Raw genomic sequence first — 17,125 nt, 5'->3', positions numbered from 1 at the left:
CTCTTAATATAATTAAGTAATTAAGAGAAGTTATGAGTATTGTATTGTTTTATGAGAAGTTTAATGATGAGGCTTTAGATAATGGTAAAACTCCTTTAAGGGGAAAGTTTAATGAAATAATTAAAGATTTAGAGGAAAATAACAGTACAAGCCAAGGGAATATAAAGTTAATAAAAGGTGATGGGAATATTGAATATTTTCGAGCTAAATTAAGTGATAGTGACAGATTACTCTTTACAGGTATAAAGATTGATAACAAAGATGCTTTTGTTATTTTAGAAGTAATTCTGAATCATGATTATCATAAGTCTAAATTTTTAACAAATAGAGAAAAAATAAAAAACATAGAAATAGTAGATAAAAACAATGAAGAAATTTCTGATAATGTAAGTACATTGGAGATTGAAGATGCTCCACAAGTTAGTTATCTCGGTAAATTTATTACTTTTAGTGCAAAGCAAGAAGATATAGTTGAAAGGGTTAAATTACCTTTAGTTATCAATGGAGCTGCTGGAAGTGGAAAGACATCAGTGGCTTTAGAGAGCCTAAAAAGGATAAAAGAGAAGTTTGAGGGAGGAAAAATTCTATATATTACCAAATCCGAAAATCTTGTAAAAGAATCGAAAAAGTTACTTGAATACGAATACTACGATGATGAGTTCAAGATTGCTGCTCCAGAAGAAATTGATTTCTTATCTCTTCATGAGTTTCTTGAAAAGCAAGCAGAAGATATAAAAAGAAAGAAGCCAATCAATAGAAGTAATACCAATTCCCACTATGCAAAGAACAGATAGACAATAATGGGAAAGAAGTGATAATAAAGTAGATAAAATAGAGAGGTATAAATGGCATTAAGGTCAAAACTATTAGACGAAAAAGTTGTAAATTTGGCGAAAGAAATGTTAAAAAAGGTCAGAAATAACGCATATGTTTCAAAAAAGTTACAAGCGGTGATAGCAGGAAAAGAAAGTAGTATAAGCGCTGTGGCAAGAATATGTAAAATTTCAAGGACTGCTTTGACTGAATGGATAAAGCATCTAAAATTTGGTAGAGTAGAAAGATTATTTGCCCCGTCTCAGCGGCGAAGAAAAAGCAAATTAAAGAAAAATCAACGTGAGCAAATTGAAATATGGGTAGAAAGAAATCCAAATATTACTATTAAGGAAGTGCAGATAAAAATCTCAGAGGAATTTGGCCTAAACATTAGCAAATCAACAGTGCACCGTGAGATACAAAGGATGAAATTTTCTTATATAACACCGAGGCCAATGCACCATAAACAAGATAAAAACAAGCAAGAAGAGTTTAAAAAATACTTCAATAAAATAGTCAATTCCCACCCTGAAAAAGAGGTGTTTTTTTGATGAATCACGATTTGGAACTCATTCAAAAATCGGACACGGATGGTTTAAAAAAGGGGTCAGAACGCAGGTTAAAATGAAAATTGGTAGACAAAATTTCTATATCTACAGTGCGGTAAATCCAAGAAGTGGTAAGAAAATCAGCCTACTTGCTCCATATGTAAACACTGATTGTATGAATATATTTCTGGAGCAGATGTCGAAAGATTTAGGCACGAAAAAAGCCTTTCTTGTAATGGATTGTGCAAGTTGGCATAGATCAAAAAGTTTGAAATTTCAGGAAAACATTACCATTATATACTTGCCTCCTTATTCACCGGAACTGAATCCTGTTGAGAGGTTGTGGCAATATATCAAATACAATACTTTACGTAACAGAGTCTACGATACCATAGGCTTACTTGCAGATGTTCTGTGTAATTTTATTGTCAGTATTTCCAGCACTACTATTAAACGAGTTTGTAATGTTTCTTATTTGTTCGATTAGTAATGGAATTTGGTATAAGTTTTTTTTATGGTTCAACGAAATATGCAAAAAAGATAAATTTAAAAAGTATAAAAAAGACGGAGATAAAATATTCGAAGAATTTACAGCTGTGATAGGTGGAAGAAGCTTATTAGGAGAAGATGGAAAAGATAGGTATGCTAAATTAGGAGACAGACAATCTATGTTTTCTGTAGACGAAAGGAACAGTGTTTATGATTTTTTTAAAGAGTACAGGAAGTTTATAGAAAAAGATTCAGAGTATTATGATCCTAATCTTGTTACTAATAAGTGCATTACAGAAGGAATGTATGATGCGATTGTTGTAGATGAAGTTCAGGATTTAACTGAGAGCACATTAGATCTGGTGTTAAAGAGTTTAAAAGATGAGAATAAGAGTAACTTTTTACTATGTGGTGATGTTAATCAAGTAATACATCCTAGTTTTTTCTCTTTATCCAAGTTAAAATCTTTTCTTTGTCAAAATAGATATATAGTTGACCAAGGGTCAGAAGTTTTTTATACCCTTGAGAAAAATTATCGTAATAGCGAGCAAGTTATTGAATTTGCCAATCGTATACTACATCTTAAGAATTATTGTTTTGCTTCAGAAGATAAAATAACAGTAGACAACGCTTTTCTCATGAAGAGTGAGACTAAGAACAAAGGGAACGTTGGCTTTATTATTGATGATAAAAAAGAAGAAATAGCAAAAAAAGTAAATGAATCTATAAATTGTGCTGTTTTAGCTCTGGATGATGAAAGTAAAAAAAGTGCACGTCAGTTATTTGATACTCCACTTGTGTTTAATATACATGAAGCCAAAGGCTTGGAATTTGAAAATGTGATTCTTTACAAGTTTACATCATGTAAAGCTTATAATGAAATATGGAATATAGCATGTCCAAATAAAAGTGAGGGGGAGATAGATAATACTATTAATAGAATTCGTGATTCATATAACGAAAGGGAAGTTAACACTTCAAGAAATAAGGATAAGAAAGATAAGTCTTTGGAGAAATATAAATTTTATATGAACGCTCTGTATGTTGGAGTTACTCGTGCTGTTGATAGTGTATATATTATAGATGATGAGAGTAATTTATTGAAAATAATAGAGCCAAGGGAAGAAGGTAATGTAAATATTGAGCAAGAAGAATCTAGTCCTGAAGAATGGAGAAATAAGGCACTAGAGTTAATAGAGAAAGGAAACATAGAGCAACAAGCAGAACTTATAGCAAGAAAATTGCAAAACGAAGGAAAAAAAGAGTATGCTGAAGAGATTATGAATGTATTGAGAGCTAAGGGGTATCATGAAGAGAATCAGATCTTATACCAAATTCCATTACTAATCGAACAAATAAGAAACATTACAAACTCGTTTAATAGTAGTGCTGGAAATACTGACAATAAAATTACACAGAACATCTGCAAGTAAGCCTATGGTATCGTAGACTCTGTTACGTAAAGTATTGTATTTGATATATTGCCACAACCTCTCAACAGGATTCAGTTCCGGTGAATAAGGAGGCAAGTATATAATGGTAATGTTTTCCTGAAATTTCAAACTTTTTGATCTATGCCAACTTGCACAATCCATTACAAGAAAGGCTTTTTTCGTGCCTAAATCTTTCGACATCTGCTCCAGAAATATATTCATACAATCAGTGTTTACATATGGAGCAAGTAGGCTGATTTTCTTACCACTTCTTGGATTTACCGCACTGTAGATATAGAAATTTTGTCTACCAATTTTCATTTTAACCTGCGTTCTGACCCCTTTTTTAAACCATCCGTGTCCGATTTTTGAATGAGTTCCAAATCGTGATTCATCAAAAAAACACCTCTTTTTCAGGGTGGGAATTGACTATTTTATTGAAGTATTTTTTAAACTCTTCTTGCTTGTTTTTATCTTGTTTATGGTGCATTGGCCTCGGTGTTATATAAGAAAATTTCATCCTTTGTATCTCACGGTGCACTGTTGATTTGCTAATGTTTAGGCCAAATTCCTCTGAGATTTTTATCTGCACTTCCTTAATAGTAATATTTGGATTTCTTTCTACCCATATTTCAATTTGCTCACGTTGATTTTTCTTTAATTTGCTTTTTCTTCGCCGCTGAGACGGGGCAAATAATCTTTCTACTCTACCAAATTTTAGATGCTTTATCCATTCAGTCAAAGCAGTCCTTGAAATTTTACATATTCTTGCCACAGCGCTTATACTACTTTCTTTTCCTGCTATCACCGCTTGTAACTTTTTTGAAACATATGCGTTATTTCTGACCTTTTTTAACATTTCTTTCGCCAAATTTACAACTTTTTCGTCTAATAGTTTTGACCTTAATGCCATTTATACCTCTCTATTTTATCTACTTTATTATCACTTCTTTCCCATTATTGTCTATCTGTTCTTTGCATAGTGGGAATTGGTATTAGATAAGAACAAGTATACAAATTCAGTGTTAGAGAGTGATATAAGTTCTAGGTCTTCACAAAGCTCAGAACATGAAGGAAAAGATGATGATATTATCAAGCTTCAGAATGAAAATAATCAAAATAAAAAGAAGAAAGCTAAAAAATATCATCAAGTTCAAGGGGTAAAACCACAGCTTTCTTTAGAAGATAGTACTAATAGAAAACACAATAGCAAAAAGCCTCATAATGAAAAGCGTGAACAGAACCAAGGTAATGATCAGGAGAAGGAACCATTAAAGAAAAATAAGGAGTTACTGAATGTAATATGTAAAGATAATATAACACAATTTAAAAGAATGGATATATCCCAATATAGTGAAGAAGAAATATTCATTTTAGCTTTAGAAAAAAATAGTTTTAAAATAATTGAGTTATTAATCAAAAATAAAGATGCTTCGAAAAACTCTAACTTTTTGGCTGGAAAGGAAAATATTATTTTCTTACAAGCAGTAGAAAAAGGTTGTACAAGTCTAGTAAAATTTCTTCTAAAGCATGGAGCTGATGTTAATACTCGGAATGATATGGAGTATACTCCTTTACATTTGGCGGTGCGAGAAAATCATCAAACTATAATTACAATTCTTCTAGATTTCGATAAAACTGATGTTAACGCTAAGGATCTGGCAAAGATGACTCCTTTATATTTGGCAGCAGCAAATGGTCGAGCTGAGATAGTAAAAGATCTTCTAGAGTCCAAGAAAGCTGATGTCAACGCTAAGTGCATGAACAATATGACTTCTTTACATATTGCATCGTATGGAGGTAAGAGGAATGTAGTTAAACTGCTTCTGAATCATGGAGCTGATGTTAATGCTATGACTCAAAAAGGTCTTACTTCTTTACATTGTGCAGCAGAAAAGGGTCACACAGATATAGTTGATCTTCTGCTTGCTGACCCAAATATTAATGTTGGTTCTATAAAAGCTGCATCTATTAACAAGGAAAATAAAGAAGGCAAAGAAAAATTTTCTCAAAAATTGCGACAGGATTATAATTTGTTTCAAAAGGTAAAAGAAGCATCAAATGAAAAGGATAAGGGTAAGCTAGATGAATTGCTTGTAGAGATAGAAGAATTACTGGAATCAAAAAATAAACATGGTTTCAAACCAAGCTTAAACTACTCTCCAGATGGTAATAATGAAAATACGACTATTGAAATTGCTATTCAAGCTGGTGGAAAGTTATTAGATCTTTTATATGCTTATGCTAAGAAGAATATAGGTACAGACACTGAAATATTTAAACGACTCAAACATGCTAAAGAAAACTCTCAGTCTAAGAGAGATCTTTGTGATGTTTCTGTTTTAAAACATTCTACTCCAGATCAAGGCTTTTTGTTTAGTAATGGTTAATGCTTCCTTCTATAATGCAAAACCCATACTCACCCAACCCAATCAATTACTTGCAATCTGGATTCCAGTTTTAAGCTACTCGGATGACAGAGAAAGGGCTACTTGCATGAAATGAAAAGGAGCACCGAGCAGATCACTTCTTCACAAAGATCTTATCAGCAACACGCATATCAATTATGCTCCAATTGCTAAAAGTAAAGTCGGTTGTATTTTGCAAGTGGCTTAAATAATCCCATGCGCTATAAGGATTATCTTCAGGCAATTTTACTGTGGAACTGTCATCGAGTATGATATTCCATCTTCTATTTCCTACATAAATACAAGAAGAAATATGATCACTTAATTGAGTTTTTCTCTCTAGTATATCTTTAATGAATTTTAGATTTGATAACGAATTTTGTCCTTTGATTATAACGAGGTTATCTATCTGGTAATCATCTACGATTACTTTACCTTCAGAGTCAATTACTGAAGTCCTGTTATCATCTTTCCAAAGAGCAAAAGGTTTGTGTTCATTTACATCAATGCGTAAGGTGTTGGGTAAAATCCTATAAATTCTTACATGTTTTATCCATTCGCTTACAGATTGTATATTATCTGTTAGTTTTGAGAGTGATACATACATGATAGGTTGTGTTCTATCTACTAAACTTAGAATGTCCTGTTCATTTGTAAATTTGTTTCCAGTAACGGTTACTTTGTCGATTGAAAATCCATTGCTAATTAATAAGCTCGATAAGCGATCGTTACACCAAGTAAAGTAGTAATTGAATCGATTTGTTATTTTATCAAGTGAACTATAAAGTACTAGTGTAAGGAAAAGTGCAGTTATAATCATGAAAGCACACTTGCGCAAAAAACTCCTTTGGCTTCTAGTAACATTGTTCAACATCGGCTTGATCTCTAATATTCTTGTGGTGTAAACTGTCTTTGACAATAATTTTAATTAATTCATTAAAATCAATTCCTTTTGTCAATTTTGCAATTTCTGGTACTAACGATAATTCAGTAAAGCCAGGATGTGTATTAATCTCAAGCATTTTTAAAGTGTTATTTTGGGGATTATAACGGAAGTCTGAGCGGGAAACAGTTTTGCATCCTAAAAATTGATGAACTTTTAGTGCGTGTTCCAAGGTCATTCTATATATGTTGTCAGGAATTTTAGCAGGAAATATATGTTCTGCAAATCCATCTGTATACTTTGCTTCATAATCATAGAATTTATTTTTTGGTCGTATTTCCATAGTGCCAATTGCTTCATTCAGCAACACAGCAGTATGTAACTCTATACCCGGTATGTATTCTTCTATGATCATCTTTTCCATTATAGTAGAACTGTTATTTTTCAGCTCTAAGTAATCCTCATGTGAGAAAATCATGTGTACTCCAATGCTTGAGCCTTCGTTAATCGGTTTTAAGACGTACGGATAATCAACTTTAATATTATTTTTTAGCACATCTTCTCGACTAATTACATAACCTCTTGGAGTGTCGATATTAAGAGAATGGAATATATGCTTTGACATCACTTTATTCATAGCAACAGCCGAAGCCATAACTTCTGAGTGTGTATATTTTATACCTAAAATCTCCAGTAAACCTTGAATACAGCCATCTTCACCATAAGGTCCATGTAGAGCAATAAAAGCAAGAGCGGGATTAGTTTTTTTAAGCTTTTGAGCAATATTGCTATCAACATCTATTTCTATTGCATTATATGAAAGGCTATCAAGCGCCTTCTTTACTGCTTTTCCGCTCATAAGCGATATTTCTCTTTCGCAAGAAAATCCACCACTTAAAATTGCTATATTTGGAACCATAAGCACCCTAATATTTTGCTATATATCATATATAAAAGATACTTTTATCTTCAATAGAAAAAACGCTTTGAAAAATTCCACAGCTGTACAGATATTGAAACTTGCAGATGGTGTCATGCAAACTGGTTCCTTTATGATCAGACACCAGATTGCAAGTAAAACTGGAAGATCTTTTTCAGTAATATTCTTTAAAAATTTAATTTTGTAATCCACTTGATTTCCACTTTACATCTTTGTAATCAACTGTTTCTACACCTTCAATGTCATATTGATCAGCAACTACAGATAGTTCCATTTCATGATCTATTAAATAGTCTTTCTGCTAATTCTTGAGTGGGCTGCTTAGTAAACTCAACTAGCTTAGCAAAATGCTGTAAGGTTTTTTTACTGAAAGATACATTAGCGTTTGCCGTAAGTTTTACCAAAGTTCATGAGTAATTGTACAATATTTTCCTGAAATTTTCAATAAAGTAAACTTATCTGGAAAGTAATTATGCTGATATAAATATTACAATTTTATTAACACATAAATGCTACCGTGGCGTTAGTTTTTTAATTTAGGAGTATATTATGGTTATACCTACACAAAACTCGAATTCATTAACGTTTCAGGCACGTAACCTATCTCATATTTGCCACAAAAACTGTGAAGAGGCGTTCAATGAAACAGACAAACCTCTATGCAAGGCTAGATGTGACGTTTTCTTTCCAGTGCCTGAACCTCGTTCACAAATTAGTGAGAAATTAATAGATATTGCAAACAATCTCCGTTTTGAGAGTGCACAATTATCGTCTATGGCAGATGAAATAGACGCTTACAATTCAATGTCTATTTAATCAAAAAAATGTAAGTCTATTTTTGTACTCTATGACCCTAAATTTTCATCAAAATAAGCTGTCTTATCCTTTTTTTCTTTATACTCTTCTGCTGTATCTAGGGGTTGCTTTTTAGCTGTAATGTTTGGCCATTTTTGCGAATATTCTACGTTTATATTGTAAAATGATTTAAAGATTTTTTGTTCATTATTCAGTAAGCCTTCATCTAGCTCTAGAATATCTTTTATGGAATCATCAGTTACAATTGCATCTACTGGACATTCAGGTATACACACTCCACAATCAATACACTCATCTGGGTTAATCACGAGCATATTTTTACCTTCATAAAAGCAGTCAACGGGACATACTTCCACACAGTCTGTATATTTACATTTTATGCATTTATCTGTAACAAAATGCGTCATAAAACACTGTATATTTACATTATCTTGGGTACACTAAATTGATAAGAAATTCAAGCCTTTTATGAAGATAAATAAATTAAATAACGAAGAATTAGAAATATGGCTAAGCTTGGCTAGAACTGTGGGACCAGTAAAGTTCTTTAGTATACTTAGAGCATGTGGGTCGCTATATGAAGTGCTTAAATATCTTAATAAGTTGACTAACAAGGATTATGGAATTCAAAATGCACGAGAAGAAATTAAGAATGCAGAAAAAATTGGAGCTAAAATAACACCAGCATGTGATCCAGATTACCCTGACATTTTAAGGAATATCTCTGGTTTTCCTCCTGTAATAACTACACTTGGTGATGTATCATTATTAAGTCGTGAGATAATTGCAATAATCGGTGGACGTAATTCTTCAATGAATGGAAGAAATTTTGCCAATAAGTTGGCACTCGATTTAAGCCAAGCTGGTTTCATCATAATTTCTGGGCTTGCAAGAGGGATTGATACTGCAGCAAACAGTGTAATATACAAAAATTACCCCACTATTGCTGTTACAGCAAGCGGAATTGACGTAGTATACCCAAGAGAAAATTTTGATCTATACAAAAAAATTACTGAAAATGGCGGATTAGTAATGACTGAGCTTCCATTTGCTACTAAACCAAAACCTCAGTATTTTCCTCAAAGGAATCGAATTATATCTGGTCTATCGCTGGGTGTTGTAGTGATTGAAGCATCGAAACGTTCTGGCTCTCTAATAACAGCAGATTTTGCTTTAAATCAAGGGAGAGAGGTATTTGCAGTTTCTGGTTTCCCTCTAGATTCACGCTGTAGTGGTAGTAATTATTTAATTAAAAACGGTGCTAAGCTTATCGAATCCGCTGATGACATAATAGAGAGTATTAGGTTTAGTTTACCTCCGCAGCAAAAAAACCTATTTAATGTTGAGCACTATGCTGTTAACCAAAAACAAGAAAAATTGCAACAGGCAAAATATGTTATAGTTGATCATATTAACTCTGTACCTGTTGATATAGATGAACTTATATTAGCAAGCGGACTTTCTGCCAACATAGCTCTAATGGCTCTTTTAGAACTAGAGTTGGAAAACAAAATAGAGCGTTCTCCGGGGAATAAAATATCATTAATTTTCTAGATTGCTTTAGTTATAAGTCCACAACCGTACAAACATTATGGTTTGAGTCCACCAAGAAAGATGTCATTCCAGCGTGTGACGCTGGCTTTCCGTAATCTCACTAAAAACGTTGTATTTTTACATAACTTTTATACTTACTAACTTAATATATAATCAGAATTCCTAGATTCCAGACTCATGCATCAATAGACCTGCTGCAAAAGGTAATGATAAAATGATGGGAGAGAGGTAGAAGAGGAATAAGCAGATAGAGTAAGGTAAAAAAATGAGCTTTAGTTACTACAATATAAAGAAACACCCAAGAAATTTTCGTAATATAACAGGCTTAACTGTAGAAGAATTTGAAAAGTTGATAGAAAAAGTGGGGAACGTTCAAAAAAGTGTGTCAAGCCGAAAAGAAAAGTAATAAATTGATATAAAAAATGAAGGTTTGAAATGAGTCAAGCAAATAGAACTACCGGATTAGTAGACTATAAAGAACTAGAATCAAATATTTTATCATCTATAGCTAACCCAAGAAAGGTTTAGCTATATGGCAAAATTGGTTATAATGGTATAATAAGTAATGAGAAAGAAGAAGATGCCAAGTCCATATAGTGAGGATCTGAAAGAACGTGTTTTCAAAGTAGTCGATAAAAAAACAATGACGATAAAAAAATCAGTCAAATATTCAAAGTGAGCATAAAAACAATATATTTGTGGAGGAAAAGGAAAGAAGAAACAGAAACCATCTTCAGGCTATCACAAAGGATATGGCCATAAGATTAAAGATATGGATAGATTTATCAAATTTCTGGATGGATATTAGAATTGAAAAGATAATTGAAGAATTTGGTAATATGTGTAGAAGCACAGTATATAACTACCTTAGCAAAGTAAACTATACATATAAAAAAACTTTTCTTTATCGAGAAAGAGAAACGCAAAGAGTTCATAAAAAAAGTAGAAGAAAGAAAACTTGATATACATAGATGAGTCTGGAATAGAGGACAATGAATTTTATGAATATGGGTAGTCTCAAAGAGTCAAGAGGTTATTTGCCCAGGGTTTAAAAGAAAGAGGGTAAGCATGATTGGAGCACTGAATGAAGGAAAAGTTAAAGCACCATGGATAATTGATGGCTACTGCAACAGCGAGATTTTTGATGCTTATGTAGATAAATGTACTTGTTCCTGTATTTAAACCTGGACAGACTATTGTTCTCGACAATGCGAGCTTTTATAAATCTGCAAGGACGAAAAATTTGATAGAAAAAGGGAATGTTCAAAAAAGTGTGTCAAACCGAATTTTTAGTTCAACTCAATTTTTAATCTACTAGGGAAAAAAATATAGAGTTGAGATATAGATAATGCCCAATCATGTACAGGCATCGTCCATTTTTCCTCCACCTTTCTTATAGCACAATATACCAGCTTGTACAAGGCATTTATGCTGGTGAATGCGCCCTTGTTCTTGGTAAATTTCCTAATTTGCCTGTGTAGCCCCTCGATGGGATTAGTGGTATAAATTAGCCTTCTAACAGGACCTGAATACTTGAAGTAACCGGATAAACTTTCCCAATTGTTCTGCCAAGATTTCACAACTAATGGATACTTTTCGCTCCATTTTTCCTCTAGCTCAAGCAAATAATTTTCTGCAATTTCTTTACTTGTAGCACGGTATATTTTTTTCAAATCATTCATGAAAACTTTTGCTCGATACGTATTTCAGAGAGTTCCTTATTTGATGCACTAGGTAATGTTCAAAAAAGTGTGTCAAATCGAAAAAAAGTAATAAATTGATATAAAAAAATGGAGGTTTGAAAATGAGTCAGAAAATAGTAAACAGAACTAACGGATTGGTAGATTATAAAGAGTTGGAAACAAATATCCTGTCGTCTATACGAGAAGGAAGACCGTTGACAGGAAAGGAGGGAGCATTAACGCCATTTATAAAAAGGCTGCTTGAAGCTAGTCTAGAGGGTGAAATAGAACATCATTTATCTGCTGGAAGTGAAGAAAACAATCGTAGAAACGGGAGGAATGGCAAGACTTTGAAGACAAGCGCAGGTTCATTTGAACTATTGACACCAAAAGACAGAGAAGGAAGTTTTGAACCACAAATAGTGAAAAAAAGGCAAACAAGCTTACATCCGGAACTTGAAGCAAAGGTTTTAAGCACATACGCTAGTGGCATGGGGTATAGGGCTTACTATTACCCACAAATATAAAGTTCAGTAGCAAGTCTCCATCCTTCTGCTAAATCAAAAAGACGTCTCCACCCTTTCCAAAGAGTAATGGGACCTGGTTCTGGATCATTTTTCCTGGCTAAATGACCTCCAAGTTGGGCGATCCATGAAACAGCTTCTTTTATAGTAGGGGTTATATTTGGGTATGACTTTACTTTATGTATTTTGACGTATAAAACTTTCCATTCTTCTTCAGCTAATAATGTAGTACATGGTAGTGTTGAATCAGTTCTTGCAATTGTTGTAATGAAGAAAATTCTCCAAGCAATAATACTCATGACTGTTAGATATCGCATTAATCTTTCTGCTGTTACCAGTCTACATTCTTCAACTTTAAGGCCAGATTTTAAAATTTTATGTAAGACTTCTATTTTCCACCTAAGACAATACCAATTAACTTTTTCAATAGCTTCATCAAAAGTATTAACTGAAAGATTCGTTAAAAGCATCCACTCTAGTGGTGTTGATTCAGGAGGAGGATTTTTCTCAATAACTTGAACTACATAGAGCGGTAGGTCAGGTAGCTCTTCTTTATGTCTTAATCTTATATTGCCTCTATCTGGGTTCATAGTAAATTTTCCAAATCTATAGCATTTCTCATATATAGTCCGAACAGGTCATAGGAAGGCAGAATCAACAGCACGACGAAAGGATTCGAATAGAGGAATGTTTTTCCTGGCTCTGTTTTTTATAGCAAACCAATAATGCTCAATTTTGTTGAAATCTGGAGAATATGGAGGAAGATATAAAATTTCTGCACCAACTCCTTTAGCAAATCTTATTAGACTTATGAAAAGTAGCATTATCAAGGATAACAGTTTGTCCAGGTTCCAAAATCGGTGTCAGAAACTGCTCAAACCATTTATTAAAGATATCCATATTGCAGTGGCCTTTAAAGGTTAACGGAGCAATTATTTTTCTTCCACTTAAGGCTGCAACCATGCTAATTCGTTGAGTTTTCTTTCCAGATTTTAGGGCATAAAACCGCTGTCCTTTCTGGCAATACCCATAGGTTCAGTGTTATCAATGCCAGACTCATCTATATACACTAATTCTTTAGGTTCTTTTGTTGCTATAACCTTTGAAAATTGAGCTCGCTTTTCTTCATTTCTTTCTTTATATCCGTAGGTCTTTTTTTTCTTGTGAATCCTATATTTTTAAGTGCTCGATGAATTGTTTGTCTACTAATATTGCCCCAGCATCTCTGACTGAGTTTTGCCACCTTGCTCATTTGCAAATTCGGCAAATGCATTCCAGTCGGTAATTTTATGCCACGCTTCCAAGCTTTTTTGATTGAAAATCTCCCGTTTTCTCACGTCTTTTCTTCCACTCATATAAAGTTGTTTTTCCAATCTTAAATCTCTTGGCAACAGTTTCTCCACTCTCTCCTTCATCCAATGCTTCCATTACCTTTTTCCTTAAGTCATAACTATATGCTGCTGGCATGCTTACCATCACTACTATAAATCCATATCTTACCTTTTTTGGACTATTATGAGAAGTGCTATAACTTACAAGATTATGAAAATAAAACACCATTACATTATGCTGAAAGACTTAAAACAATAGAGGTTTTACTAACGCGAGAAGATATAGATCCTTTGATTAGAGATGATAAAGGCAAAACACCATTTTGTTATGCAAGAGAAAGGAATAAACAAGATATAGTGGAAATTTTAATGAGTAGTAAATATGGAGAAGATAAAAACAGTTTACTTCATTTAGCTGCAAAAAAAGGATATGAGGAGTTCCTAGAAGAGATTTTAGAAGAGGGAGTTGAAGTAGATATTTTAAACAATAAAGGAGAATCAGCGATATATCTTGCAGCAATAAATAGACATTTTAATATAGTAAAATTACTGCTAAAGAAAAGAGCAGATGCTACAGATGTTTTTCAGTACGCAATAACAACAAATAACGTAAAACTGATAAAGTTATTAAGCAAAGAAAATATAGTTTTATTGTCCCAAATTTGGGAGAAAAACCCTGGACTTGAAGTCCATCCTTTTAAGAATATAATTTTAAGGTGAAAAATCTGAAAGAATGTGGAATATTATAGAAAAAGCAGTCACTCTGTATATATATCACATAGTGTGGATAACAAAATATCGATATCCAGTACTAGTTGGAGATATTGGAAAGAAAGCTAAAGAAGTTGTACAAGAAGTATGTGCAAATAATCAAGTAGAAATTATCAGAGGTAGAGTTGCGTCAAGTCATGTACACGTATACGTTTCTGTACCCCCATACTTAAGTATTAGTAAGTTAGTGCAGTTAATAAAAGGAAAAAGTTCCAGAAAAATCCAGCAAAACTTTCCAGAGCTAAAAAAGAGATATTGGGTTGTGGGCAGTAGGCTACTTTGTCAGGACTAGCGGAAATGTAACTGACGAAATGATAAAAAATTATATTGAAAATCACTCTAAAAAAGAAGATAAATTTGGTGACTTTCAAGTCGAAAGTTAGCATTCTATGCTCTCTCTCAATCTTTGGATTTTAATCCATAGTGGTTGAATTGATATTCTAAAATACCAAAAGCAAAGTCCTTTCATACTTAGAAGTCCTTTTATTGAAAAAATGATAAGTATGAAAGATAAAAGAAATCTATTAGATGAAGTGTTAACGGAGTTCAACAACTTGATTAGCTCAGGTGATACCAATTCCCACTATGCAAAGAACAGATAGACAATAATGGGAAAGAAGTGATAATAAAGTAGATAAAATAGAGAGGTATAAATGGCATTAAGGTCAAAACTATTAGACGAAAAAGTTGTAAATTTGGCGAAAGAAATGTTAAAAAAGGTCAGAAATAACGCATATGTTTCAAAAAAGTTACAAGCGGTGATAGCAGGAAAAGAAAGTAGTATAAGCGCTGTGGCAAGAATATGTAAAATTTCAAGGACTGCTTTGACTGAATGGATAAAGCATCTAAAATTTGGTAGAGTAGAAAGATTATTTGCCCCGTCTCAGCGGCGAAGAAAAAGCAAATTAAAGAAAAATCAACGTGAGCAAATTGAAATATGGGTAGAAAGAAATCCAAATATTACTATTAAGGAAGTGCAGATAAAAATCTCAGAGGAATTTGGCCTAAACATTAGCAAATCAACAGTGCACCGTGAGATACAAAGGATGAAATTTTCTTATATAACACCGAGGCCAATGCACCATAAACAAGATAAAAACAAGCAAGAAGAGTTTAAAAAATACTTCAATAAAATAGTCAATTCCCACCCTGAAAAAGAGGTGTTTTTTTGATGAATCACGATTTGGAACTCATTCAAAAATCGGACACGGATGGTTTAAAAAAGGGGTCAGAACGCAGGTTAAAATGAAAATTGGTAGACAAAATTTCTATATCTACAGTGCGGTAAATCCAAGAAGTGGTAAGAAAATCAGCCTACTTGCTCCATATGTAAACACTGATTGTATGAATATATTTCTGGAGCAGATGTCGAAAGATTTAGGCACGAAAAAAGCCTTTCTTGTAATGGATTGTGCAAGTTGGCATAGATCAAAAAGTTTGAAATTTCAGGAAAACATTACCATTATATACTTGCCTCCTTATTCACCGGAACTGAATCCTGTTGAGAGGTTGTGGCAATATATCAAATACAATACTTTACGTAACAGAGTCTACGATACCATAGGCTTACTTGCAGATGTTCTGTGTAATTTTATTGTCAGTATTTCCAGCACTACTATTAAACGAGTTTGTAATGTTTCTTATTTGTTCGATTAGTAATGGAATTTGGTATGAGTTGTATGAAAGCAATCATATAGGTTTTTATAAAAATCTTATACAATTATCTGTTGGGTATGCCTATCTTGGAAAAAAAGGGGCATCACAAGAACTTAAAAACATGCAAGAGTTACAGGAGAGAAGAATAGGGTTAAATCATCTTGGTACTACACAAAAAATGTCTACTGAAAGTGAAAGAAAAAAATGTTTAGAAAAGGAAATAGAGAAAAAATCATTTCTTCCACAATCCAAAGTAATTGATTTTGCTGTTGGTAATACTTTATATGAAGATAGTGTAAATCTATATTGTAGAAACAGTATAAGCTTTTTACACTATGTTGTCACTGCTAGCTCAGATATTATTGAATACCTTACAGATAAATGGGCTAATATGAATCTAAAATTCAGTAGTCTCTTAAATATTATTCCTAGCCTTTTAGAGCGAGGAGCTTGCATAAATCTACAAGATAAGCGTGGTAGGGGGGTTCTGCACTATGCTGTTATTGCTGGTCACCTAAATATTGTTAAATACTTTGTAGAAAAAGGAGCTAATGTAAATCTACAGGATAGAAATGGTGTTAGTCCTCTAGAATACGCTGTTATCGCTGGTCGCTTAGATATTATTGAATACCTTTTAGAGCAAGGGGCTACTATGAATCTAGAATACAAAGATCTTTTGCGTTATTGTATTGCTATTCATGACCAAAATGTTAAAGCGCAATCAATTATGTCCTCAGGCCCTTGTTCTTCAGACTTAAAAGTGCAATCACATAGAAAACAACAGAAGACAACTATACATTTAGGTAAGTCTAAGAAAAGAAGATTAGAAAATACAAGTGCAATATCTAAGGAAAATACGCCGAATATACAACTGCTTCAAGATAACGTATCAGACACATCAATGCAATTTGAAGATCTTGATCATAGAATGCAAGGTGACATTTGTAATAAGTTAGAGGAAAAAGTTAATAGTCAATTGGAAAATAGTGACTCACAGCAGTTAGTTGACAATAGGTACTGGTGCATGCAATAAAATGAAGGAGCATAAGTGATAAGGTATCCGTACCTTCATTTAACAGAATGGCGCTAGATCAACACATTCCAAGAAAAACACTTCTCACGTCTCTTGATTTTGAGCGCTGGAAATGGTTATTTTATTGTCCCAAACTTGGGACAATAAAATAGCCTAAAGATACAATATCTATAAAAGTTACTTGTATTATCGATTTCATTTACTAATATATAATAAAATCTAATATGATCTTAAATTTAAATAT

The 17,125-nt window shown here is 32.9% G+C and carries 13 protein-coding genes and 6 pseudogenes; 12 read left to right on the top strand and 7 right to left on the bottom strand.

Translation table 11 applies throughout. The features are described from left to right. The first annotated feature begins 32 nt into the window (after nucleotides 1-32). From OPR35_RS04920 to OPR35_RS04910, 3 genes are all read left to right on the top strand, one after another. A complete protein-coding gene (locus OPR35_RS04920) occupies nucleotides 33-794 on the top strand; it encodes a DEAD/DEAH box helicase family protein (RefSeq protein WP_265024751.1) in 762 nt (253 codons plus the stop codon). A 51-nt stretch (nucleotides 795-845) separates the two neighbouring features. After that, nucleotides 846-1,848 (top strand): IS630 family transposase gene (locus tag OPR35_RS04915; protein ID WP_230608967.1). Its coding sequence is split into 2 segments (ribosomal slippage): nucleotides 846-1,355 and nucleotides 1,357-1,848, totalling 1,002 coding nucleotides; the frame shifts between segments, so codons are not numbered across the junction. Beyond that, nucleotides 1,826-3,283, top strand: a complete 1,458-nt coding sequence (locus OPR35_RS04910; protein ID WP_265024750.1) for a 3'-5' exonuclease — start codon at nucleotides 1,826-1,828, stop codon at nucleotides 3,281-3,283. The genes OPR35_RS04915 and OPR35_RS04910 overlap by 23 nt, the downstream gene beginning before the upstream one ends. On the opposite strand, the gene OPR35_RS04905 is transcribed toward OPR35_RS04910, so the two are convergent. After that, nucleotides 3,194-4,196 (bottom strand): IS630 family transposase gene (locus OPR35_RS04905; RefSeq protein ID WP_230608967.1). Its coding sequence is split into 2 segments (ribosomal slippage): nucleotides 3,194-3,685 and nucleotides 3,687-4,196, totalling 1,002 coding nucleotides; the frame shifts between segments, so codons are not numbered across the junction. The genes OPR35_RS04910 and OPR35_RS04905 overlap by 90 nt on opposite strands. 76 nt (nucleotides 4,197-4,272) lie before the next feature. Between OPR35_RS04905 and OPR35_RS04900 the strand changes: the two genes are divergently transcribed. Continuing rightward, on the top strand, nucleotides 4,273-5,673 hold the full coding sequence (locus OPR35_RS04900) for an ankyrin repeat domain-containing protein (protein ID WP_265024749.1): 1,401 nt from the start codon (nucleotides 4,273-4,275) through the stop codon (nucleotides 5,671-5,673). Between the two features lie 133 nt (nucleotides 5,674-5,806). Here the strand turns inward: OPR35_RS04900 and OPR35_RS04895 are convergent, their stop codons facing one another. From OPR35_RS04895 to OPR35_RS04885, 3 genes are all read right to left on the bottom strand, one after another. Further along, nucleotides 5,807-6,565, bottom strand: a complete 759-nt coding sequence (locus OPR35_RS04895) for a cell division protein FtsQ/DivIB (protein ID WP_096097266.1) — start codon at nucleotides 6,563-6,565, stop codon at nucleotides 5,807-5,809. Next, complete coding sequence (locus OPR35_RS04890; RefSeq protein WP_052264848.1) at nucleotides 6,546-7,499, bottom strand: D-alanine--D-alanine ligase; 954 nt, start codon at nucleotides 7,497-7,499, stop codon at nucleotides 6,546-6,548. The genes OPR35_RS04895 and OPR35_RS04890 overlap by 20 nt, the downstream gene beginning before the upstream one ends. A gap of 860 nt (nucleotides 7,500-8,359) precedes the next feature. Continuing rightward, nucleotides 8,360-8,737 (bottom strand): ferredoxin family protein, encoded by a 378-nt coding sequence (locus tag OPR35_RS04885; protein ID WP_254229739.1) that lies wholly within the window; start codon nucleotides 8,735-8,737, stop codon nucleotides 8,360-8,362. A gap of 61 nt (nucleotides 8,738-8,798) precedes the next feature. Between OPR35_RS04885 and dprA the strand changes: the two genes are divergently transcribed. The 3 genes from dprA (at nucleotide 8,799) to OPR35_RS04870 (ending at nucleotide 10,846) form a co-directional block, all read left to right on the top strand. Further along, the gene (gene dprA / locus OPR35_RS04880) at nucleotides 8,799-9,884 is read left to right on the top strand and encodes a DNA-processing protein DprA (protein WP_007302781.1); all 1,086 of its coding nucleotides are present in this window, start codon (nucleotides 8,799-8,801) and stop codon (nucleotides 9,882-9,884) included. Between the two features lie 265 nt (nucleotides 9,885-10,149). Continuing rightward, on the top strand, nucleotides 10,150-10,290 hold the full coding sequence (locus tag OPR35_RS04875) for a hypothetical protein (protein WP_019078789.1): 141 nt from the start codon (nucleotides 10,150-10,152) through the stop codon (nucleotides 10,288-10,290). A 292-nt stretch (nucleotides 10,291-10,582) separates the two neighbouring features. Next, entirely contained in the window at nucleotides 10,583-10,846 is a 264-nt protein-coding gene (locus OPR35_RS04870) for a hypothetical protein (protein ID WP_052264846.1), read from the top strand. A gap of 327 nt (nucleotides 10,847-11,173) precedes the next feature. On the opposite strand, the pseudogene OPR35_RS04865 reads toward OPR35_RS04870, so the two are convergent. Beyond that, nucleotides 11,174-11,618, bottom strand: a pseudogene (locus OPR35_RS04865) (transposase); the annotation flags it as partial. Nucleotides 11,619-11,688: 70 nt separating this feature from the next. Here OPR35_RS04865 and OPR35_RS04860 point away from each other — a divergent pair. After that, nucleotides 11,689-12,069 (top strand): annotated as a pseudogene (locus OPR35_RS04860) (transposase); the annotation flags it as partial. Between the two features lie 8 nt (nucleotides 12,070-12,077). Here OPR35_RS04860 and OPR35_RS04855 read toward each other — a convergent pair. Beyond that, nucleotides 12,078-12,701, bottom strand: a pseudogene (locus OPR35_RS04855) (IS4 family transposase); the annotation flags it as partial. A 27-nt stretch (nucleotides 12,702-12,728) separates the two neighbouring features. Beyond that, nucleotides 12,729-13,557, bottom strand: a pseudogene (locus OPR35_RS04850) (IS630 family transposase). A gap of 62 nt (nucleotides 13,558-13,619) precedes the next feature. On the opposite strand from OPR35_RS04850, the pseudogene OPR35_RS04845 reads away from it, so the two are divergent. The 4 genes and pseudogenes from OPR35_RS04845 to OPR35_RS04830 all read left to right on the top strand — a co-directional run. After that, a pseudogene (locus OPR35_RS04845) lies at nucleotides 13,620-14,075 on the top strand (ankyrin repeat domain-containing protein); the annotation flags it as partial. Between the two features lie 81 nt (nucleotides 14,076-14,156). Beyond that, nucleotides 14,157-14,575: pseudogene (tnpA, locus tag OPR35_RS04840) on the top strand (IS200/IS605 family transposase). A 270-nt stretch (nucleotides 14,576-14,845) separates the two neighbouring features. Further along, a protein-coding gene (locus tag OPR35_RS04835) for an IS630 family transposase (RefSeq protein WP_230608967.1) occupies nucleotides 14,846-15,848 on the top strand; the annotation gives its coding sequence in 2 pieces (ribosomal slippage) (nucleotides 14,846-15,355 and nucleotides 15,357-15,848; 1,002 coding nt in all). Beyond that, the gene (locus OPR35_RS04830; RefSeq protein WP_265024748.1) at nucleotides 15,826-16,881 is read left to right on the top strand and encodes an ankyrin repeat domain-containing protein; all 1,056 of its coding nucleotides are present in this window, start codon (nucleotides 15,826-15,828) and stop codon (nucleotides 16,879-16,881) included. The genes OPR35_RS04835 and OPR35_RS04830 overlap by 23 nt, the downstream gene beginning before the upstream one ends. Nucleotides 16,882-17,125 lie beyond the last annotated feature (244 nt).

It is taken from the genome of Wolbachia endosymbiont (group B) of Protocalliphora azurea (assembly GCF_947251865.1).
Lineage (GTDB): Bacteria > Pseudomonadota > Alphaproteobacteria > Rickettsiales > Anaplasmataceae > Wolbachia.
This window is presented reverse-complemented; position numbering and strand designations above follow the sequence as displayed.